This window comes from Kitasatospora sp. NPDC093806, from assembly GCF_040683335.1.
Classification (GTDB): Bacteria; Actinomycetota; Actinomycetes; order Streptomycetales; family Streptomycetaceae; genus Kitasatospora.
The window spans coordinates 221,699-243,527 of record NZ_JBFBDO010000002.1 but is presented as its reverse complement, the minus strand read 5'-3'; the positions used below and the strand labels follow the sequence as shown (position 1 = coordinate 243,527).

Genomic DNA, 21,829 nt, shown 5'->3' with positions numbered 1-21,829 from the left:
CCGGAACGGCGGACGCACCGGCGGCGTGGCGCGCGCCACGCCCTCCGTTGGCGTGTCCGGGCGGGCGAACCGGCCCGCGGCTGGTCAGGCTGGACGGGCGCCGGGCCCGTCGTCGGAACGGGTCGGCCGCCGTGACGAGGAGCGGAGCCCGCCATGCCCATCGACGCAGTCACCCAGGTCCCGGTCCCGGGCAACGAGCCGGTGCGCGGCTACGCGCCCGGCAGTCCGGAGCGGGACCGGCTGGTGCGCCGGCTGGACGAGCTGGCGGCCGAGCCGGTCCCGCTGCCGATGACCATCGGCGGCGAGCAGCGGTTCGGCGGCGGCGAGCGGATCGACGTCGTCCAGCCGCACCACCACGCCGCCAAGCTGGGCGTGCTCGGCAACGCCACCCGGGAGGACGGCCGGGCCGCGGTGGACGCCGCGCTGGCCGCCGGCCGGGAGTGGCGCTCGCTGTCCTTCGACGACCGGGCGGCGGTCTTCCTGCGCGCCGCCGACCTGCTGGCCGGCCCGTGGCGGGACACGCTGAACGCGGCCACCATGCTCGGGCAGTCCAAGACGGCGCAGCAGGCGGAGATCGACTCGGCCTGCGAGCTGATCGACTTCTGGCGCTACAACGTCCACTTCGCCCGGCAGATCCTGGCCGACCAGCCGGTCTCCTCACCCGGGGTGTGGAACCGGACCGACCACCGCCCGCTGGAAGGTTTCGTCTACGCGATCACCCCGTTCAACTTCACCGCGATCGCCGGCAACCTGCCGACCGCGCCCGCGCTGATGGGCAACACGGTGGTCTGGAAGCCCGCGCCGACCCAGACCCTGGCCGCGCACCACCTGATGCGCCTGCTGGAGGCGGCCGGGCTGCCGCCCGGGGTGATCAACATGGTCACCGGGGACGGGCAGCAGCTGTCCGCGGTGGCGCTCGCCGACCCGGCCCTCGCCGGGCTGCACTTCACCGGCTCGACGGCCACCTTCCAGTCGCTCTGGCAGACCGTCGGCGCCAACATCGGCGGCTACCGGACGTACCCGCGGATCGTCGGCGAGACCGGCGGCAAGGACTTCCTGCTGGCGCACCGCTCGGCGGACCCGGAGATCCTGAAGACCGCGCTGATCCGGGGCGCCTTCGAGTACCAGGGCCAGAAGTGCTCGGCGCTCTCCCGCGCGTACCTGCCGCGCAGCGTCTGGCAGCGGATCAAGGACGACTTCCTCGGCGAGGTGGACGCGCTGGCCGTCGGCGACGTCACCGACCTGTCGAACTTCATGGGCGCGCTGATCGACCGGCGCGCGTTCGAGAAGAACCGGGACGCGATCGACCGGGCGAAGGCCGATCCGACCGTCGAACTGGCGGCCGGCGGCCAGTACGACGACGCGATCGGCTGGTTCGTCCGCCCGACGGTGCTGGTCTCCTCGGACCACCGCAACGAGATGTTCCGCACCGAGTACTTCGGCCCGATCCTGGCCGTCCACGTCTACGAGGACTCCCGCTGGGAGGACGTGCTGACCCGGGTCGACGGGGGCGCGCCGTACGGGCTGACCGGCGCGGTGGTGGCCCAGGACCGCTACGCGATCGCGCAGGCGGTGGAGGCGCTGCGGTTCGCCGCCGGGAACTTCTACATCAACGACAAGCCGACCGGCGCGGTGGTCGGCCAGCAGCCCTTCGGCGGCGGGCGGGCGTCCGGCACCAACGACAAGGCGGGCGCCGCGCAGAACCTGCTGCGCTGGACCTCGGCCCGGTCGATCAAGGAGACCTTCGTCCCGCCGACCGAGCACGGCTACCCGCACATGGGCTGACCGGGCAAGACCCGCAGCGAGGTTCGGCTTTCGGCGCAAACCGGCAGGCTGATTGGACAAGCTGTCCAGGACGGCCCGATCTTCCTGCAGGTTTGCGCCTGCTTGGCTCCTGACACCTTCGAATGATCCCGTTAGGCTGGCTGGCGTCGTCGGGTGGCTCCGCAGGCCGAATGTTTCGTCCTACCCGCTGTAGAGGTGTTTCATGCGTGCCATGGGCCCCTTTCAGCAGGAAGGTGCGGCAGGATTGCGGTAGACCCGGCGGTGCACACCCACACCACCACCGAGTCACGCAACGGCGCGCGACAGGAGCCAAGAAGTCATGCAGACCAAGCTGGACGCAGCCAAGGCCGAACTGCTCAAGAAGGCAGCAGCAGCCGCTGAGAACAGCCAGGTAGGGGGAGCGGCGCCGGGTGAGGGGCTGAGCAACGGCGCTCTGTCCGCGTACCTGCACCACTACTACCTCCACACCGCGCCCGAGGACATGGTCCACCGCGACCCGGTCGACGTGTACGGCGCGGCGGCCTCCCACTACCGCCTCGGGCTCAAGCGGCCCCAGGGCACCGCCGAGGTGCGGGTGTACACCCCCTCGGTCGAGGAGAACGGCTGGTCCTGCGGCCACACCGTGGTCGAGGTCGTCACCGACGACATGCCCTTCCTGGTCGACTCGGTCACCAACGAGCTGTCCCGCCAGGACCGCGCGATCCACGTCGTCATCCACCCCCAGCTGGTCGTCCGCCGTGACATCACCGGCAAGCTGCTGGAGATCCTCGACGTCGACGCCTGCGCCCGCAGCCAGGCCGCCGGCACCGAGTGGCCGGCCGACGCGATCGTCGAGTCGTGGATGCACATCGAGATCGACCGCGAGACCGACCGCGAGGACCTGCGCGCGATCGAGACCGACCTGCGCCGCGTGCTCGGCGACGTCCGCGAGGTCGTCGAGGACTGGGGCAAGATGCGCGACTCCGCGCTGCGCCTGGCCGACGAGCTGGCCGAGCAGCCCCCGACCGGCCTGCCCGAGCAGGAGGTCGGCGAGGCCTGGGAGCTCATGCGCTGGCTCGCCGACGACCACTTCACCTTCCTCGGCTACCGCGAGTACGACCTCGTCGAGCACGAGGGCGAGGAGGTCCTGAAGGCCGTCGCCGGCACCGGCCTCGGCATCCTGCGCTCCGACCCGATCGGCCACGACGACCAGCACCACTCGGTCAGCGAGGCCTTCGGCCGGCTCTCCGCCCCAGTCCGCGCCAAGGCCCACGAGAAGAAGCTGCTCGTCCTCACCAAGGCCAACAGCCGGGCGACCGTGCACCGCCCCGCCTACCTCGACTACGTCGGCGTGAAGAAGTTCGACGCCAACGGCGAGGTCATCGGCGAGCGCCGCTTCCTCGGCCTGTTCTCGGCCGCCGCCTACACCGAGTCGGTCGCCCGCATCCCGGTCGTCCGCCGCAAGGTCCAGGACGTCATCGCCGAGTCCGGCTTCTCCACCGAGAGCCACGACGGCCGCGACCTGCTGCAGATCCTGGAGACCTTCCCCCGGGACGAGATCTTCCAGACCCCGGCCGACGAGCTGCTCCAGATCGCCACCAGCGTGCTCTACCTGCAGGAGCGCCGCCGACTGCGGCTGTTCCTGCGCCAGGACGAGTACGGGCGCTACTTCTCCGCGCTGGTCTACCTGCCGCGCGACCGCTACACCACCCGCATCCGGCTGCGCCTGATGGACATCCTGATGCAGGAGCTCAACGGCGCCTCCATCGACTACACCGTCTGGTCGACCGAGTCGGTGCTGACCCGACTGCACTTCGTCGTCCGGGTCACCCCGGGCAGTGAGCTGCCGCAGCTGACCGACGCCGAGGTCGAGCGGATCGAGGCCAAGCTGGCCGAGGCCGCCCGGTTCTGGATGGACGGCTTCAACGACCAGCTGCACGTCGAGCTGGGCGAGGAGAAGGCCGCCGAGCTCTCCCGCAAGTACGCCAACGCCTTCCCCGACGGCTACCGCGCCGACTTCACCGCGCGCACCGCCGTCGCCGACCTCAAGCAGATCGAGTCGCTGCAGGGCGACGGCGACTTCCGCCTGAACCTGTACCAGCCGGTCGGCGCGGGCGACGACGAGCGCCGCTTCAAGATCTACCGGGTGGGCGGCCCGATCTCGCTCACCGAGGTGCTGCCGGTCCTCCAGCGCCTCGGCGTCGAGGTGCTGGACGAGCACCCGTACGCGCTCACCCGCTCCGACCACACCACCGCCTGGGTCTACGACTTCGGCCTGCGGCTGCGCGAGGCCGTCGAGCTCACCGACGAGGCGCGCGAGCGCTTCCAGGAGACCTTCGCCGCCACCTGGACCGGCAAGGCCGAGAACGACGGCTTCAACGAGCTGGTCCTGACCGCCGGGCTGACCTGGCGCCAGGCGATGATGCTGCGCGCGTACGCCAAGTACCTGCGCCAGGCGGGCTCCACGTTCTCCCAGGACTACATGGAGGACGCGCTCCGCAACAACACGCACACCACCCGCCTGCTGGTGAACCTCTTCGAGGCCCGGCTGAGCCCGAGCCACCGCTCGGGTGCCGCCGAGCTGACCGAGGGCATCCTGGAGGAGCTGTCCGGCGCGCTGGACGAGGTCGTCTCGCTGGACGAGGACCGCATCCTGCGCTCGTTCCTGCACCTCATCAAGGCCACCCTGCGGACCAACTTCTTCCAGCACGACGGCTCGGGCGCGTGGCACTCCTACGTGTCGATGAAGTTCGACCCGAAGGCGATCCCGGACCTGCCGGCCCCGCGCCCGGCGTTCGAGATCTGGGTCTACTCGCCGCAGGTCGAGGGCGTGCACCTGCGCTTCGGCAAGGTCGCCCGCGGTGGTCTGCGCTGGTCCGACCGGCGTGAGGACTTCCGGACCGAGATCCTCGGCCTGGTCAAGGCGCAGATGGTGAAGAACACCGTCATCGTGCCGGTCGGCGCCAAGGGCGGCTTCGTCGCCAAGCAGCTGCCGGACCCGTCGGTGGACCGGGACGCCTGGCTGGCCGAGGGCATCTCGTCCTACAAGACGTTCATCTCGGCGCTGCTGGACATCACCGACAACCTGGTGGCCGGCGAGGTCGTCCACCCGGCCGACGTGGTCCGCCACGACGAGGACGACACCTACCTGGTCGTCGCCGCCGACAAGGGCACCGCCACCTTCTCCGACATCGCCAACGGCGTCGCCGAGTCCTACGGCTTCTGGCTGGGCGACGCGTTCGCCTCCGGCGGTTCCGCCGGCTACGACCACAAGGGCATGGGCATCACCGCCCGCGGCGCCTGGGAGTCGGTCAAGCGCAACTTCCGCGAGCTCGGCCACGACACCCAGGCCGAGGACTTCACCGTCGTCGGCATCGGCGACATGTCCGGCGACGTCTTCGGCAACGGCATGCTGCTCAGCGAGCACATCCGCCTGGTCGCCGCCTTCGACCACCGCCACATCTTCCTCGACCCCAACCCGGACGCGGCCGTCTCCTACGCGGAGCGCCGCCGCCTCTTCGACCTGCCGCGCAGCTCCTGGGACGACTACGACAAGTCGCTGGTCTCGGCCGGCGGCGGCGTCTTCCCGCGCAGCGCCAAGTCGATCCCGGTCTCCGCCCAGGTGCGCGAGCGGCTCGGCATCGAGGCCGCCAAGCTCACCCCGGCCGAGCTGATGAAGGCCATCCTGCAGGCGCCCGTCGACCTGTTCTGGAACGGCGGCATCGGCACCTACATCAAGGCCTCCACCGAGACCAACGCCGAGGTCGGCGACAAGGCCAACGACGCCATCCGGGTCAACGGCGAGCAGGTCCGCGCCCGCGTCATCGGCGAGGGCGGCAACCTCGGCTGCACCCAGCTCGGCCGCATCGAGTACGCAGCCACCGGCGGACCGCAGTCCACCGGCGGCTGGGTCGACACCGACGCGATCGACAACTCGGCCGGCGTCGACACCTCGGACCACGAGGTCAACATCAAGATCCTGCTCAACCAGGTGGTCGCCGACGGCGACATGACGGTCAAGCAGCGCAACACCCTGCTCGCCGAGATGACCGACGAGGTCGGCCACCTCGTGCTGCGCAACAACTACGCGCAGAACGTGGTCCTGGCCAACGCCGTCGCCCAGGCGCACAGCATGGTCAACGTCCACTCCCGGATGATCAACCGCCTGGAGGCCGGCGGCCAGCTCGACCGGGCCCTGGAGTTCCTGCCCGCCGAGCGGCAGATCCGCGAGCGCCAGCAGAACGGCCGCGGGCTCTCCCAGCCCGAGCTGTCCGTCCTGCTCGCCTACACCAAGATCACCCTGGCCGACGAGCTGCTCGCCACCGAGCTGCCCGACGACCCGTACTTCCGCACCGCGCTGCACGACTACTTCCCCAGCGCCCTGCGGGCCCGGTTCGCCGAGCAGATCGACCAGCACGCGCTGCGCCGCGAGATCATCACCACGCTGATCGTCAACGACACGATCAACCGCGGTGGCTGCACCTTCGCCTTCCGTCTGAAGGAGGAGACCGGCGCCACCTACGAGGAGATCGCCCGCACCCACACCGCCGCCCGGGCCGTCTTCGGCCTGGAGGAGATCTGGTCCGAGATCGAGGCCCTGGACAACCGGGTCCCGGCCCGCGCCCAGACCAAGATGCGCCTGCACTCGCGCCGCCTGGTCGAGCGCGCCACCCGGTGGATGCTCAACAACCGGCGCCAGCCGCTGGACATCGCCGGCACCATCGCGTTCTTCCACGACCGGGTCAACCAGGTCTGGGGCTCGCTGCCGAAGCCGCTGCGCGGCGAGGACCTCGCCTGGTTCGAGTCGGTCTACCAGGAGCTCGCCGGGGCCGGTGTCCCCGAGGAGCTCGCCACCCGGATCGCGGGCCTGTCCTCGACCTTCCCGACCCTCGACATCACCGAGGTCGCGGACCGGTCCGGCAAGGACGTCGCCGAGGTCGCCGAGCTCTACTACGACCTCGCCGACCGCCTCCAGATCACCCACCTGCTCGACCGCATCATCGAGCTGCCCCGCACCGACCGCTGGTCGTCGATGGCCCGCGCCGCCATCCGCGAGGACCTCTTCGCGGCCCACGCGGCCCTGACCGCCGACATCCTGGCCTGCGGCCCCGACGGCGCCGCCCCCGAGGAGCGCTACACCGCCTGGGCGGACCTCAACTCCACCCTGCTGAACCGCGCCCAGAACACCCTCGACGACATAAGGGGTTCGGACAACTACGAGCTGTCCAGCCTCTCCGTCGCGATGCGCGTCATCCGCACCCTGCTCCGCACGGGCACCATGCGCTGACGAGGCTGATGCAGTGAACGGCGGGCCCGCGTCCTGATGGACGCGGGCCCGCCGCCTTTCCGGGGCGCCGATGGCGCCGGGGGGTGTGTGTTACGGGCAGAGTTGGTGGGTGGTGGGGGTGCACTCGGGGTCGGGGTCGATGGGGCCGGTGGTGCCGGGGCGGAAGTTGGACCACCACAGCGGGGTGCTGCCGTAGTAGACGACCAGGTTGCCGGCGTTCTGGATGGCGAGGTAGGCGCCCGGGTGGCGGCCGGTGCGGCTCTCCCAGAGGGGGCGCCAGGCGGCGTCGTAGGCGGTGAGGTTGCCGTCGTCCTGCACGTAGAAGTAGGTGCCGAGGCCGTACGTGCCGACGGCGGTCCAGATCGCGACCCCGTTGCGGTAGAGCACCACGTGCCCGTCGTACTGCTGGGACAGCACGGTGCTGCCGTCGGGCGAGGACCAGCTCTGTCCGCGGGACAGGCCGGCGGTGGCGCGGATGATCGTCTGGGTGCCGTCCGACACGGCGGCCGGGGCGGCGGGGGCGGTGGCGATGATCGCGGGCGCACCCGCCGGCGGGGCGCCGTCGGCGGCCTGGGCGGGCCCGCCCAGCAGTCCGGCGGCCATCAGCGCGGCGCCCAGGACGACACCGGCGCGGGGAGCGAGGGAACGAGGGATTCTCATGACGTACTCTCCTGAAGTCGCTTCGGCGGGGGGCTCGTTGCGTCCGGGGCCCCCAGTCTCACCGGGCCCGGACCCCGCACGCCAAGCCCTTCGACGCTCCTCGAATCCGGGCATCGCCCCTCAGACGAGGTGCTTTCGCATCTTGACCATGGTTGTCTCGTAGCCGAGCGACTCGTAGAGGCTGCGGGCACTCGTGTTGAAGTCGAAGACGCTCAGGCCGAGCGTGTGGGCGCCTTGGGTCCGGGCGTCGTCGTCGACCGCGTCTAAGGCCGTGTGCGGGTGAGGGTGGCGTCGGTGAACATCTTCCGCCGGTACTTGGTGAAAAAACCAAGTGAACATGCAGGTTGTGGGCAACATGGCGACCGGCTCTGACACCAGGATGAGGATTCCAGCGCGGTGACATAAGCCATCGTTAGGCTTGCGATTATGAGCCAAGACACCCTGATCAGGCGGCATTTCGGGCATCGAGCCCGGCTTGTGCTCTCGCCCGCCGGGGTGTCGAAGGCTGATGGCCAGGCGCACGCGGCGCGCACCATGTGGAACCTTCTGCATGCCTGGTGGCAGATGATGCCGAAGGAAGGTCGGACTTTCGCGAACGCGGACGCCGCGATCCGACAAGCCCGCCAGGACATCGACTTTCTCGCTGTCCTGCCCGCGCAGGCCGCGCAGGCGGTGCTCAAGACGTACGTTCAGGCGTGGAGGAACTGCTGGGACGGCCGCGCTGGCGCCCCGAGATTCAAGGGCCGGGACCGGACGGTGATGTCCGTGGACATTCCGCAGGGCCGGGACCTGAACATCGTCCGCGTGCACCGACGGTGGGGACAGGTCAACATCCCCAAGGTGGGCCGTGTCCGGTTCCGGTGGACCAAGGGCCTTCCCGTAGGCAAGTGTGCCGACGCGGAGAACCGGATCACCGGAGCCCGGCTGGTCAAGGACGCGCTCGGTTGGCATATCGCCTTCCGCGTCCAGACCCTGGAGATCAAGCCTGCACCCCACCCAGGGTCGGAGGTCGGCATCGACATGGGCGTCACCGTGGCCATCGCCCTCTCGAACGGAGGAACGTACCGGCACGGCGAATGGCTGACCGGCAAGGAAAAGGCCAGGCTCCTGCACCTGGAGCAGCGTGCCGCGCAGCGCAAAAGCCACCGCAGGCCCGGTGAGCCGACCAGCCGCAGACTGCACCGCACCTACGACCGGATCGCAGGACTGCGCGCGAAAGCCAAGCGCCGGGCCCTGGACTGGCAGCACCAGACGACCACCGCCATCGCCCGCACTTACGCCACCGCCGTGGTCGAAGCACTCACCATCACGAACATGGTCAAGTCCGCAAAGGGAACCATCGATGAGCCGGGGAGGAACGTCGCCCCCAAGGCCGGGCTGAACCGCGCCATCAGCGGACAGGCATGGGGTCGCACCATCACCATGCTGACGTACAAGACCGTCCGGCATGGCGGCACCCTGCACAAGGTCCCCGCCCCCGGTACCTCCCGACGCTGCTCCGCGTGCGGCCACACCACGCCGGGCAGTCGGGAATCCCAGGCCGTGTTTGTGTGCAAGTACCCGGACTGCGGCTGGTCCGGCAACGCCGACCACAACGCGGCCCGCAACATCCTGCACCTGTACCGGATGGGCCACGCGCTCGTCCCGGCTGCCGGGAGGGCAGTCGTCAGGCGCGCGAAGCGCGTCAAGCCCGCTGCCGCAAGGTAAGCAGGACTCTCCCGGCTTCAGCCGGGAGAGCACTTCAAGTTCTGTTGATGATGCGCGAAGTAACACATCCGCCACGGTGCGTGCGAAGTGCTGGGGAAACGTGGGGGAGGGTGGGGGCGACCCCAGCCCTGGGTGTCGGGGTCACTCGGCGGTGAGTGGCCAGGGGCCGCACTCGCACCACACGACCTTGCCGATCCCGTCCGGGCGTGCGGCGTAACCCCACTTGAGGCAGAGGGCGTCGACGAGGAGCAGGCCGCGGCCGCGGGTGTCCTCGGTGGTCGGGTATCGGGGGATGGGCAGGCGCTCGCCGGCGTCGTGCGCCTCGATGCGGAGGCGGTCGTCGTCGACGTCGAAGAACACCCGGATCAGCCGCCCCGGCATCCCCGAGTGCAGCACGGCGTTGCCGACCAGCTCCGAGGTGAGCAGTTCCCCGGCCTCGACGAAGCGTTCGCCGCCCGGCCACTCGTCCAGCAGCTCGCGCAGCAGCTGCCGCGCGAGCTGCGGCGATCTGCGCGAGCGCGGGAACCAGGAGTCGCGGGCGCCGAAGGGGTGGTGGGCGGGCCTGTCGGTTCCGGGCATGGGGGAGCCACCTCCGGTGGGGTGAGGGGTGAACGCGGAATCGGGCATGAGGATGCCCGGTAGCCGACCCGCAATGGTGACGCTTTGTATTGCGCTCGACTACGGGATGTAGCATGCTCCCGCTTCGAGATCGTTTGCAACGTTTCTCGGGGAAAGGGGGCGCGGATTGCCTCTGTGCTGACCGGGGGCGCAAACTGACTGTGGATCAGAGGAGGCGGCATGCAAGGGGAACGTCCGTCGAGTGCGCCATCCACGGTTCTGGGGCGGCAGTTGGGTGATGAGCTGCGCACCATGCGGGAGCGCGTCGGTTTGACGACGACAGCCGTGGCTGTCGAACTGGATTGCACCAAGGGCAAGATTTCGCGAATCGAAAACGGGCGCAGTCCTGTCCGCGGCCCTGATCTCACTGCGATGCTTCGGCTGTACGGAGCCGATGAGCCGGCAGTTCACGAGCGATTGACCGAGTTGGCACGATCGGCCAACAAGCGTCGTAAGGCGGGATGGTGGAGCCAGTACGGCAGCGTGCTGGCCGAGACCTACCGGGATTTCATCGCCTTGGAAGCGGTGGCGTCGTCGGTGCGGACCTTTCAGAGCCAGACGATTCCGGCGCTGTTGCAGACCCCGGACTACACGCGGGCGTTGGCGGTCGCCAGCCGGAGTTGGTCCGATCCGGCGGAGATCGAACAGTTCGTGGAAGCCCGGCTCATGAGGCAGCACCGCCTGATAGCGGAAGACCCGTTGAACGTGTGGGTCGTGCTCGCGGAGGGCGCGGTGCGCCAGCAGGTCGGTGGACCCGCTGTGATGCGTGCCCAGCTCGCCCACTTGTTGACGGCTGCGGAAATGCCGAATGTGTCGGTGCAGGTGGTGCCGTTCCGGGTGGGGGCACACGCGAGTATGGCGGGTCCGTATGTGATCCTCGGGTTTCCCGCCGCCTCCGCGTTGGACGTCGTGCTTCTCGACAATCCGTCGGGGTCGATGTGGTTGGAGCGCTCCGATCAGGTGAAGGCGTATGTGGGGCTCTGGAACGATGTCCGCACCAAGGCTCTCTCCCCTGTGGAGTCCCTGGAGCTGATCCATTCGATCGAGGAGCTCGGTACATGACGCAGACCTTCGACCTCTCCGCAGCCAGTTGGCGGAAGAGCACCTACAGCGGTGGCGACAACGAGTGCATCGAGATCGCGGACGGGTTCCCCGGAGTGCTTCCGGTGCGTGATTCGAAGGATCCGGCGGGTCCGTCTCTGGTCTTCTCCGCTGCCGCCTGGGGTTCGTTCGTCGCAGGTGTTCGGGCGGGGGAGTTCGGCGTCGGCGAGTGAACGTTCCTTCCCGGCGGGCCCGCGTCTTCGGATGCGGGTCTGGCCCCTTCTGCGGCGTGTCCCTGGCGGGACTGCCGGCGTTATCGTGAGTGGGAGCCGCCCAACGAAGGAGTCCGGATGGCCACCGCACCCGACTACAGCGACCTCTTCGACCTCATCGAGCACCTGGAGCCAGAGCAGGTCGAGGAAGTGCGCCGCCACGTGCTGCGCCTGGTCAAGGACACGGCCGAACCGGACGAGACCGAGTACCTCCTGAGCTCGCCGGAGAACGCCCGCCGTCTGCTCGCGTCCCGGCAGGCCGCTGCCGAGGGCCGGTTCGAGTACCGCAGCCTGGTCGACCCCGAGTGAAGCTGGCCTTCACTCCCGAGGGCTGGGACGACTACCTGTACTGGCAGGCGACCGACAAGAAGGTCGTTCGGAAGATCAACGAGCTGGTCAAGGATGCGATCCGGGACCCGTTCAAGGGACTCGGCAAGCCGGAACCGCTGAAGGGTGATCTCGCGGGGCTCTGGTCTCGCCGTATCACCGACGAACACCGGCTGATCTATGAGCCGACTGCGGGCGAGCTGATCATTCACCAGGCTCGTTTCCACTACTCGCGCTGAACGTTCCTTCCCGGCGGGTCCGCGTCCTTGGGCGTGGGCCCGCCGTGGTTTTGGGAACTCGGTGCTGGGGTGCGGACAGGTGGGGGTGTGGAACTGTCGCAGCGGGGACGGATACGGGATGGGGACCAGTGGGCGTTCGGGGAGCTCTTCGACGAATCGGCGGGTGACCTGTACCGGTACGCGGTGCGGGTCTGCGGGGACTGGGCGGTGGCCGAGGACGTCGTCCAGCTGACCTTCCTGGAGGCGTGGCGGCTGCGGCGCAAGCTCAGGGACGGTGAGGAGTCCGTCCGGCCGTGGCTGTTCGGGATCGCCGCCAACGTGCTGCGCAACACCGGCAGGGCGGCGCGGCGGCACCGGGCCGCGATGGAGCGGATGCCCGAGCGGGACGTCGTACCGGACTTCGCCGACGAGCTGGTCAGCCGGCTGGACGACAGCGCGCAGCTGGCGGCCGCCCGGCGGGCGCTCGGCGGGCTGCGGAAGGCCGAGCGGGACGTGTTCGGGCTCTGCGTGTGGGCGGGGCTGGACTACGTGAGCGCCGCCGAGGCCCTCGGGGTGCCGGTCGGGACGGTGCGTTCGCGGCTGTCGCGCGCCCGGACGAAGCTGCGCGCGCTGGTGGAGGAAGAACTGCGAAACGGCCGGGAACTCCGTTCGGGGGCCGGACAGGTACGGGGTGGCCGCACCGTTGCGGCCCGGTCGATACGGGAGACGAGCCGATGAACGAGGACGAACGCGCCGAACTGGCCCGGCTGTTGCCGCCGCCGGCGAGGCCCGAGCTCTCCGCCGACCGCCACCGGCTGTTGAGGGGACATCTGATGAGTGAGATCCGGGAGCAGAAGCCCGTGCGGGCGCGGCGCGGCAAGCTCGGGTGGGTGGCGGTCCCCGCCCTCGCGGGCGGGCTGGCGCTGGTGGTGGTGCTGAGCGGTGGGGGCGGGGACGGTCAGCCGCAGCAGCAGGCGCAGGGGCAGGCACAGGGGCAGCAGTCGGGGGGCAACAGCAGCACCACGCTGAACGCGGCGCCCGTCGGCGCCGTCCAGCTGCTGACCCAGGCGGCCGACACCGCCGCCGGCAAGCCCGACCCGAAGCCGGGCAAGAAGCAGTTCGTCTACGTGGACAGCCTGGTCGCGTTCTCCGGCCTCAACCTGGCCACCGGCGAGGCGAAGGTCGACCCGGCGCACCGCCGCCAGATCTGGCTGGCGGTGGACGGCGGCCAGTGGGGCGTACTGAAGGAGGAGGGCCGCAAGACCGGGACGCCCGCGACCAAGCAGGGCGACAACCGTCCGGCGCCGCGCCCGGACGGCGGTGAGTGGCTCGACCCGATCACCAAGCCGGCCCTGGGCGCCGCGACCTACGAGTACCTGGCCGCGCTGCCGACCGACCCGGACGCGCTGCTGAAGAAGATCTACACGGAGACCAAGGGCCAGGGCCAGACCCCCGACCAGGAGGCCTTCGCGACCATCGGCGACCTGCTGCGCGAGCAGCTCGCCCCGCCGGCGGTCAGCGCGGCCCTCTACCGGGCGGCGGCCAAGATCCCCGGCGTCACCGTGGTGGACGACTCCGTGGACGCCTCCGGTCGGCACGGGGTGGCCGTGGCGCACGTGAACGCCGGCACCCGGACCGAGTGGATCTTCGACCCGAAGACCCACGAGTTCCTCGGCGAGCGCGAGGTGGTCGTCGGCGAGGGCAGCGAGATGGGCAAGCCCGGCACGGTGATCGGCCACTCGGCCGTGCTCGGCCGCACGGTCGTCGACCAGGCCGGGGAGGAGCCCAAGACGAACGCCTGAGCCAGGAGAACCAAGAACGACAGGTGAAGCTGTGGGGCCCGGTGGAAGCGGGCCCCACAGCCGTTTCGGCGTGCGCCTAGCGGGCCGCGGCGCGTTGGAGGGCGCTGGCGAGGAGGGCCAGGTCGGTGGGGCCGTTGCCGAGTTCGCGGACCGGGCGGCGGGCGGGCGGGGCGCCGAGGGTCAGCGGGTCTATGGCGACGACGGTGGGCCGCAGGGTGGCGGTGCGCGGGATGCGGCCGCTGATCCGGGCGGTCTGGAACGCCGTCACACCGCCGTCCGGCAGCCGCAGGTAGCCGCGGCCGGGGGTGGACTCGGGCAGGGCGGCGGCGTCGCCGAGGTGGATGAGCAGGTCGGAGTCGGCCGGGTCGTCGGTGCGCAGGGCGATCCGCAGCAGGGCGGCCTCGTCGACCTCGGTGCCCGCGCTCTCCTCGGGGCGCCCGGTGGTCACCACCAGGTGGACGCCGAGCGGTCCGCCGCGCCGGGCGACGGCGGCCAGGGCGCGGGCCAGCGGGCGGCCGGCCGGGGAGGTGGGGGAGAGCAGCGCGTCGTAGTCGTCGACCACGACGACCAGGCGGGCCGGACAGGGGCCGGTGGGAGCGGGGGCGGCGGGCGCCTTTGCCGGGGCCTCGGGGCTGCGCGGCTGGACGATCTTGGCGACGGCGGGCGCCGCGGGGCCGCCGACGGTGGCCGGGACCGGGAGGACGGGGACCGCCGGGACGGACGGGACCTCCGCGTCCAGGCCCGCGTCCAGGATCCGGGTGGCGTGCCAGGAGGCGAAGTCCAGCCCGTCGAAGAGCCGCTCGCGCAGCGCCAGCTCGTCCTCCAGCGCCTCGGCGGCGAGCAGCGCGCCGCGCGGGTCGGTGGCCGCGTTGACCAGGCCGGTGACGTGCGGCAGTTCGGTGCACCCGGCGAGGTCGTCCTCGGTCGCCCGGCCCTCGACGATGGTGACGCCGAGGCGCTCGGGGCGCTCGGAGACGGCGAGCGAGGCGATCAGGGTGCGCAGCAGCTCGGTCTTGCCGGAGCCGCGCGCGCCGCCGACCAGCAGGTGCGGGCCGCCGGGGTCGGGGGAGGGGAGGGTGAGCTCCGGGTCGGCGAGGTCGAGGGTGCAGAGCTCGTCGCGGGTGGTGCCGAGCAGGGCGGTGGCGGCGCCGATGCCGCCGGCGTGGGCGGCCCAGCGGGCGGAGAGCTTGGCCGGGGTGACGGTGTCCAGCTGGAGCAGGTCGAGCAGGCGCAGCGCGTCCGGCAGCGGGCCGCGGGCGGCCGGGGTGGCCTCGCGCAGCGGGGCGAGGAGGCGGGCGAGGCGCTCGGCCCAGGCGTCCGAGACGGCGTCCAGCGAGACCTCGTACAGGGTTTCCCGGCCCCGGGCGATGGGGCTGGGCCGGTCGAGCGAGAGCTGGGTGCCGACCTCGCCGGTGATCAGCGCGGTGGCGCCGAGGCCGCGGGGCAGCAGCTCGGGCTGTTCGGCGAGGCAGATCGGGAAGATGCCGACCGCGGGGCCCTGGCGCAGCAGCAGGTCGAGGGCCTGCCGGGCGGCCTCGGTGGTGGGGCGGCCGTCGACCACGACGACGGTGCTGGGGTGGCCGCCGAGGCCGATCGGGCCGCTGAGCCGGCTGGTGAGTTCGGTGAGCCGGGCGGTGGCCTGGTCGTCGTCGAGGCCGAGCAGCAGCCGGCAGTCCTGGCCGTCGGTGGGGCGCAGGTGGGGCAGCCAGAGGGCCCAGGCCCAGGTGTCGGCGCGGTCCTGCGGGGGGCGGGCCGGGTCGGCGTCGACCACGACCAGGCTGAGCCCGGTCGGCGGGTGCAGGGCGGCGAGCTGGGCGACGACGGCGCGGGTGAGCGCGTCGAGGCGTTCGCGCGGGCCGCTCAGGCCGAGGCTGCCGGCGGTCTGCAGGTCGAGGGTGACCGGGACGGCGGGCAGCACGGTGCCGGGGGAGGTGCCGGGGCCGCCGGGGCGGTCGGCGGTGCCGAGGCGCAGGGTGAGCGCGTCGGGGTGGCCGGGGCCGCGCTCCCAGAGCCGGGGGCCGGGGCCGAGCGCGTTGAGCAGCAGGGTGGCGAGATCGGGCCAGCGTTCGCGCTGGGCGGCGGCCTGCCGGGTGCGGACGGCGGCGTGGTGGCGCTCGGCGCTCTCCTGGCCGGGGGGTTCGGCGGTGGCGCGGCCGAGCCGCAGCGAGAGCAGGCCGCGGCCGCGGCCTGCGGGCGGTTCGGGGGCGGCGGGCGGTTCGACGGTGGGCGGGGCGGGCCGGACCGGGGCCGGGGCGGCGAGCTGGAGGTGGCCGTGGCCGTCGGGGAGCGCGGCGCGGGCGGGCGCCCCGGAGCCGTCCCGGGTTTCCGGGCCGGTGACCCGCAGGGTGGTCTCGCCGATCCGGAGCAGTCCGGTGCCGTCGAGCGGGACGGCCTCCTCGGGCGGTCCGGGCGGGACGATCCGGCCGTCGACGGTGGTGCCGTTGGTGGAGCCAAGGTCGCGGACGGTCACGGTGCCGTCGTCGGCGAGGTGCAGGGCGAGGTGGAGCCGGGAGACGTCGGGGTCGTCGACCGGGACGTCGGCCTCGCCGGAGCGGCCGACCCGGATCTCCCGGCCGTGCAGGCGGTGCACGCCGCCGGCGTCGGGGCCGCCGACCACGCGCAGCTCGGCGGCGGCCGGGGTGTCGTCGGGGTCGTCGGCGGTCGGGTCGGGCTCGTTGAGGGAGAGGACGGCGCCGTCGAGCAGCGGGGGGTGGCCGAGGAGGGTGTGTTCGTCCACCCGGTGCGCCCCGGCGTACAGGTGCACGTGGGTGGCGGCCCGTGGCCCGCGCACGCCGACGGCGCCCGCCAACGCGCCGGCGAGTGCGCCGAGCGCCGTGCCGACGGGGGCGGTGACCAGCACGTCCACGTAGGGGATGGCGGAGCCGGCGGCTGCCGGGCCGCTGCGCGGTCGGAGGACGGTCAGCCGGATCTGCATCTCGCCCGCGGTCCCTTCTGCTGGTGTGACGCCTTGTGCCGCTGCCTCGGGCCGCCGCGGGGTGGGTCGGGGTGGCCGGGACACCGCTTGGGCCACAAGAGTGGCGAGTGTCATCCTGCCATCCGTCACGGACAGTCCGCGCACCGTACCGGATTTGACGATCTTGCGATCATCGCCATGTTGCGAGGCGACGGAGGGTCAGGTCAACCGCCACCTGCGAAGGCTGCCCGCAGCCTTCCCGTCGGAGCCTGCGGGAACCGTTCGCGGGCCCTCCGGGTCCTTCCCTAGGGGATGTCCCCAACCCGCGGAGGCGCCCCTGCCGGTCGCCTCAAAAACGTGAACGGTCCCCGTTAGAGTGGCCGGAAACACGGGCCCGGCAGGCTCACCGCACCGGCGGAGGAGCGCCCCGCGCGGGCGGCACGGCGAGGAGTGCGACAGGTGCGGCCAGTCGGCAGCAAGTATCTGCTGGAGGAGACCCTCGGACGGGGGGCCACCGGCACCGTCTGGCGCGGCCTGGTCCGCGCCGACGTCGAGGTGCCCGGCATCGCGCCGGGGCAGCCGGTGGCGGTCAAGGTCCTGCGCGAGGAGCTCGCCGCCGACCCGGACGTGGTGATGCGCTTCCTGCGCGAGCGCTCGGTGCTGGTGCGGCTCACCCACCCGAACATCGTCAAGGTCCGCGACCTGGTCGTCGAGGGCGAGCTGCTGGCCCTGGTGATGGACCTCATCGACGGCCCCGACCTGGCCCGCTACCTGCGCGGCAACGGCCCGTTCAGCCCGATCGCGGGCGCCCTGCTGATGGCCCAGGTGGCCGACGCGCTGGCCGCCAGCCACGTCGACGGGATCGTCCACCGCGACCTCAAGCCGGCCAACGTGCTGCTCGCCACCGCCGTGCTGGACGGCGTCGAGCAGATGCACCCGATGCTGACCGACTTCGGCATCGCCCGGCTCGCCGACTCCCCGGGCATCACCCGCAGCCACGAGTTCGTCGGCACCCCCGCGTACGTCGCGCCGGAGTCGGCCGAGGGCCGCCCGCAGACCTCCGCGGTGGACGTCTACGGCGCCGGGATCATGCTGTACGAGCTGGTCACCGGCCGCCAGCCGTTCCAGGGCGACAACCCGCTGGCCATCCTCCAGGCGCACCTCGCCCAGGAGCCGCAGCGGCCGTCCACCATGCCCGAGCCGCTCTGGACGGTGATCGAGCGCTGCCTGCGCAAGGACCCGGCGCAGCGGCCGAGCGCGGTCTCGCTGGCCCGGGCGCTGCGGGTGGTCGCGGCCGGGGTGGGCGTGCACGCCTCCCCGGCGGCGGTGGACGCGGCGCTGGCCGTCGGCGCGCTGCTGCTGCCGGACCCGCAGCCGACCGCCGTGCCGGGCGCCCCGGTGGGCGTGCCCGGGCTGACGGACGGCGCGCTGTCCGGCGGGCCCGCGGGGTTCGGCGCCGAGGACCGCACCCAGGTGCTCCCGGCCGGCGCCCCCGGCCAGCCCGGCGGGTACGACCCGGCGGCCGCCACCCGGGTGATGGGCACCCAGCCGCCGCCGTACGACCCGGCCGCCGCGACCCGGCTGATGCCGCCGGTCGCCACGCCTCCGCCGCCGGCCGGCCCGCCCGGTCCGCCGCAGGCCGAGGCGCCGCACCCGTGGCAGACCCAGCTGCGCGCCGCCCGGGACCGCAACCAGCAGACCGAGATCGGCTACTTCGAGCCCGAGGACTTCGAGGCCCCGCCGGTCGCCCCGCCGCCGTTCCAGGCGGCCCAGCCGCCGCACGGCGGCCAGCCCGGCCAGCACGGCGGCCACCCGCAGGGCTACCAGCAGCCCGGCTACCAGCAGCCGGGGCAGCAGGCCCAGGGCGGCTACCGGCAGCCCCCGCCGCCCGGCTACGCCCAGCGCCCGCCGGTCGCCCCGCCGCCCTACCAGGCCGGTCAGGGAGGCCAGGGCGGTCCGGGCGGCCAGCAGCCCGGTGGCGGCCGTCCGCAGCCGCCCGGCGGCTACAACCAGCCCCCGCAGCCCGCGCCACCGTACGGGCAGCCGCAGGGCCGCCCGCAGTCGGCGGCCGGCTACCGCGCGGCGCCGCCCGCGCCGCAGCCCGCGGGCCGGCAGCCCGCCGCGCCGCCGGCCGCCCCGCCGAGATCGGCCCCGCCGGCCGCCCCGCGCCGGGCCGAGCCGCCCGCGCCGCAGCACCGCGAGCCCCCGCAGCGCCGGGCCGAGCCGCCCCGCGAGGCGCCCCGGGAGCGCCGCGAGCCGCGCCCGCGCAGCCGCAACCGGATGTACATCCCGGGCCTGGGCTGCCTCAAGGGCTGCCTGATGGTCCTGCTGGTGCTGACCCTGGCCGCGGTGGCGCTGTGGAACTTCACCCCGCTCCCGGAGTACTGGGCGAACGTGCAGGACTGGTTCACCAGCGTCAAGGACTGGGTGACGAGCGCCGTCGACTCGAAGAAATGACCGGGGGAGCGGCAGCGGACAACGGGATTGACGCTTTGTCGACAATTCCCGAGATTTCTTGCCGCTCCCTGCCCGGCGAGCGGGCTCAGGCGCCCCGCGGAGGGCGCCCGGGCGCGTAGGTTGGTCGCTGTTGTCCCGCCCCACCGAGCGCCACCGGACCCTCCCGGAGCGCTCCCGCCGCCCACGGAGCAGCATTGGCACGCAAGATCGGCAGCCGCTACACCGTCCACCAGGTGATCGGCCGGGGCTCGGCCGGGACGGTCTGGCTCGGTGAGGGCCCGGACGGCCCGGTCGCGGTCAAGCTGCTCCGCGAGGACCTGGCCGCCGACCAGGTGCTGGTCGGCCGCTTCGTCCAGGAACGCGCCGCGCTGACCAGCCTCGACCACCCCCGGGTGGTCGGCGTGCGCGACATGGTGGTGGACGGCAGCGACCTCGCCCTCGTCATGGAGCTGGTCCAGGGCACCGACCTGCGCTCCCGGCTGGAGCGGGACGGCGCGCTGCCCCCGCAGACCGCCGCCTCGGTCATCGCGGACGTCGCCGACGGCCTGGCCGCCGCGCACGCGGCCGGGATCGTGCACCGCGACGTCAAGCCGGAGAACGTCCTGCTCGACCTCGCCGCCGCCCCCGGCCCCGGCGGCGCCCCGCGCGCCAAGCTGACCGACTTCGGGGTGGCCCGGCTGGTCGACGCCCCGCGCCGGACCCGCGCCACCCGGATCATCGGCACCCCCGACTACCTCGCCCCCGAGATCATCGAGGGCCTGGAACCGCGCGCCGCCGTCGACATCTACGCCCTCGCCACCGTGCTGTACGAGCTGCTGGCCGGCTTCACCCCGTTCGGCGGCGGCCACACCGGGGCGGTGCTGCGCCGGCACGTCACCGAGCAGGTGCCGCCGATCCCCGGCCTGCCCGACGGCCTGTGGCGGATCATCGCCGAGTGTCTGGCCAAGGCCCCGGCCTCCCGGCTGCGCGCCGCCGAGCTGGCCGCCCGGCTGCGCGAGCAACTGCCGGCCCTCGCCGGGCTGCCGGTGCTCGCCGTCCCGCAGCAGGGCCGGCCGCCGGCCGAGGAGCAGCTCACCCCGGGCGAGGCGGTGTACGCCGAGGTGGACGCCGCCCCCGGCACCCACAAGCGCCGGCGCGGCCCGGCCGTCCCGCTGGTCCCCGGCGTCGCCCCGGACTCCACCCGGGACACCCACACCAGCCTGCGCCGCCCCTCCGCGCACGAGCTGGCCTCGTACGCCGCCGAATCGCGGGCCCAGCGGACCGCCCCGGGCGCGGCCCACCGCCGGGACCGCCAGGCGCTGCTGCGCCGCCGCCGGATGCTGGCCGTGCTGCTGGCCGTGGTGCTGCTGCTGGCCGGCGCCGCCGCGGCCTGGACCGCCTTCGCGGCCACCGCCCCGGACTCCCGTCCGGGCCCCCGCCCGAGCACCGTCTCGACCGCGCCGCGGGCGCCGTAACAGCGGGTTCCGGAGGCCGGACGCCCCCGGGGTCGTCAGTAGGCCCCCGGGAACCATTACCCTGGGGGCGTGGCAGCCGTCGATCCTTCCGAAGAGCTCAAGAACCTCGATACGACCATGGGGTCGATCGAGGCCGTCCTCGACCTGGACAAGATCCGGGCCGACATCGCGGTCCTGGAGGAGGAGGCAGCCGCCCCCACCCTGTGGGACGACGTCGCGAACGCGCAGAAGGTGACCAGCCGGCTCTCCTTCCTCCAGGGCGAACTGCGCCGGGTCGAGGGCCTCCGCGGCCGCATCGACGACCTGGGCGTGCTGTTCGAGCTGGCCGAGGCCGAGGATGACGCGGACACCCGCGCCGAGGCCGAGTCCGAGCTCGTCGCCCTGCAGAAGGCGGTCGAGGAACTCGAGGTGCGTACTCTCCTGTCCGGCGAGTACGACGCCCGCGAGGCGCTGATCAACATCCGCGCCGAGGCCGGTGGCGTCGACGCCGCCGACTTCGCCGAGCAGCTGATGCGCATGTACCTGCGCTGGGCCGAACGGCACGGGTACCCGACCGAGGTGTACGACACCTCGTACGCGGAGGAGGCCGGCATCAAGTCCGCGACCTTCACCGTCAAGGCCCCGTACGCCTACGGCACCCTCTCGGTCGAGCAGGGCACGCACCGCCTGGTCCGCATCTCCCCGTTCGACAACCAGGGCCGCCGGCAGACCTCGTTCGCCGGTGTCGAGGTGCTCCCGGTCGTCGAGCAGTCCGACCACGTCGACATCGACGAGGGCGAGCTGCGGATCGACGTGTACCGCGCCTCCGGCCCCGGCGGCCAGGGCGTCAACACCACCGACTCGGCGGTGCGCATCACGCACATCCCGACCGGCATCGTGGTGTCCTGCCAGAACGAGCGCTCGCAGATCCAGAACAAGGCGTCCGCGATGAACGTCCTCCAGGCCAAGCTGCTGGAGCGGCGCCGCCAGGAGGAGAAGGCGGCGATGGACGCGCTCAAGGACAGCGGCAGCTCCTGGGGCAACCAGATGCGCTCCTACGTGCTGCACCCGTACCAGATGGTGAAGGACGTCCGGACCGCGTTCGAGGCCGGCAACCCGCAGGCCGTGCTGGACGGTGACATCGACGGCTTCATCGAGGCCGGCATCCGATGGAGGAAGCAGCGGGAAACCGCGAACCAGGCGTGAGGATGCCGGCCTCGACGAACATCAAGCACAGCATCGAGGCCGGCATCGGCTGGCGCAAGCAGCGCGAGACCGCCGCGCAGTAGTCGCCCGGCCGCGCGGGCACGATCCGCGCGGCCGCCCGGG

Annotated in this window: 16 protein-coding genes; 12 read left to right on the top strand and 4 right to left on the bottom strand. The window is 72.5% G+C overall.

Annotated features, from left to right (window positions below):
• The first annotated feature begins 159 nt into the window (after window positions 1–159).
• Together pruA and AB0N76_RS03405 are read left to right on the top strand one after the other, a co-directional pair.
• Entirely contained in the window at window positions 160–1,785 is a 1,626-nt protein-coding gene (gene pruA / locus AB0N76_RS03410) for an L-glutamate gamma-semialdehyde dehydrogenase (RefSeq protein WP_363552675.1), read from the top strand.
• A 319-nt stretch (window positions 1,786–2,104) separates the two neighbouring features.
• Window positions 2,105–7,051, top strand: coding sequence for an NAD-glutamate dehydrogenase (locus AB0N76_RS03405; protein ID WP_363552612.1), 4,947 nt, complete (start codon window positions 2,105–2,107; stop codon window positions 7,049–7,051).
• A gap of 90 nt (window positions 7,052–7,141) precedes the next feature.
• Here the strand turns inward: AB0N76_RS03405 and AB0N76_RS03400 are convergent, their stop codons facing one another.
• Window positions 7,142–7,711, bottom strand: coding sequence for a hypothetical protein (locus AB0N76_RS03400; protein ID WP_363552610.1), 570 nt, complete (start codon window positions 7,709–7,711; stop codon window positions 7,142–7,144).
• Between the two features lie 120 nt (window positions 7,712–7,831).
• Entirely contained in the window at window positions 7,832–8,086 is a 255-nt protein-coding gene (locus AB0N76_RS03395) for a hypothetical protein (RefSeq protein ID WP_363552608.1), read from the bottom strand.
• A gap of 51 nt (window positions 8,087–8,137) precedes the next feature.
• Here AB0N76_RS03395 and AB0N76_RS03390 point away from each other — a divergent pair, with 51 nt between their 5' ends.
• Window positions 8,138–9,418: a transposase gene (locus AB0N76_RS03390; protein WP_363552606.1), complete on the top strand. Its 1,281-nt coding sequence runs from the start codon at window positions 8,138–8,140 to the stop codon at window positions 9,416–9,418.
• Between the two features lie 141 nt (window positions 9,419–9,559).
• Here AB0N76_RS03390 and AB0N76_RS03385 read toward each other — a convergent pair whose 3' ends face one another.
• Window positions 9,560–9,997 (bottom strand): ATP-binding protein, encoded by a 438-nt coding sequence (locus tag AB0N76_RS03385; protein ID WP_363552604.1) that lies wholly within the window; start codon window positions 9,995–9,997, stop codon window positions 9,560–9,562.
• Window positions 9,998–10,216: 219 nt separating this feature from the next.
• On the opposite strand from AB0N76_RS03385, the gene AB0N76_RS03380 reads away from it, so the two are divergent.
• From AB0N76_RS03380 to AB0N76_RS03355, 6 genes are all read left to right on the top strand, one after another.
• A complete protein-coding gene (locus tag AB0N76_RS03380) occupies window positions 10,217–11,098 on the top strand; it encodes a helix-turn-helix transcriptional regulator (RefSeq protein WP_363552602.1) in 882 nt (293 codons plus the stop codon).
• Complete coding sequence (locus tag AB0N76_RS03375; protein ID WP_363552600.1) at window positions 11,095–11,310, top strand: DUF397 domain-containing protein; 216 nt, start codon at window positions 11,095–11,097, stop codon at window positions 11,308–11,310. Before AB0N76_RS03380 ends, AB0N76_RS03375 begins: the two co-directional genes overlap by 4 nt.
• 117 nt (window positions 11,311–11,427) lie before the next feature.
• On the top strand, window positions 11,428–11,658 hold the full coding sequence (locus AB0N76_RS03370) for a type II toxin-antitoxin system prevent-host-death family antitoxin (RefSeq protein WP_363552598.1): 231 nt from the start codon (window positions 11,428–11,430) through the stop codon (window positions 11,656–11,658).
• Window positions 11,655–11,915, top strand: a complete 261-nt coding sequence (locus AB0N76_RS03365) for a Txe/YoeB family addiction module toxin (RefSeq protein WP_363552596.1) — start codon at window positions 11,655–11,657, stop codon at window positions 11,913–11,915. Before AB0N76_RS03370 ends, AB0N76_RS03365 begins: the two co-directional genes overlap by 4 nt.
• Window positions 11,916–12,002: 87 nt before the next feature.
• Window positions 12,003–12,632, top strand: a complete 630-nt coding sequence (locus AB0N76_RS03360; protein WP_363552594.1) for an RNA polymerase sigma factor — start codon at window positions 12,003–12,005, stop codon at window positions 12,630–12,632.
• On the top strand, window positions 12,629–13,696 hold the full coding sequence (locus AB0N76_RS03355; RefSeq protein ID WP_363552592.1) for a CU044_5270 family protein: 1,068 nt from the start codon (window positions 12,629–12,631) through the stop codon (window positions 13,694–13,696). Before AB0N76_RS03360 ends, AB0N76_RS03355 begins: the two co-directional genes overlap by 4 nt.
• Before the next feature lie 76 nt (window positions 13,697–13,772).
• Here AB0N76_RS03355 and AB0N76_RS03350 read toward each other — a convergent pair whose 3' ends face one another.
• Window positions 13,773–16,631: an FtsK/SpoIIIE domain-containing protein gene (locus AB0N76_RS03350; protein WP_363552590.1), complete on the bottom strand. Its 2,859-nt coding sequence runs from the start codon at window positions 16,629–16,631 to the stop codon at window positions 13,773–13,775.
• Window positions 16,632–17,069: 438 nt separating this feature from the next.
• Here AB0N76_RS03350 and AB0N76_RS03345 point away from each other — a divergent pair, with 438 nt between their 5' ends.
• The 3 genes from AB0N76_RS03345 (at window position 17,070) to prfB (ending at window position 21,706) form a co-directional block, all read left to right on the top strand.
• On the top strand, window positions 17,070–19,067 hold the full coding sequence (locus tag AB0N76_RS03345) for a serine/threonine-protein kinase (RefSeq protein WP_363552588.1): 1,998 nt from the start codon (window positions 17,070–17,072) through the stop codon (window positions 19,065–19,067).
• A gap of 194 nt (window positions 19,068–19,261) precedes the next feature.
• Window positions 19,262–20,521: a serine/threonine-protein kinase gene (locus AB0N76_RS03340; protein ID WP_363552586.1), complete on the top strand. Its 1,260-nt coding sequence runs from the start codon at window positions 19,262–19,264 to the stop codon at window positions 20,519–20,521.
• 69 nt (window positions 20,522–20,590) lie between these two features.
• Window positions 20,591–21,706: a peptide chain release factor 2 gene (gene prfB, locus AB0N76_RS03335; RefSeq protein WP_363552584.1), complete on the top strand. Its 1,116-nt coding sequence runs from the start codon at window positions 20,591–20,593 to the stop codon at window positions 21,704–21,706.
• The last annotated feature ends 123 nt before the right edge of the window (window positions 21,707–21,829 follow it).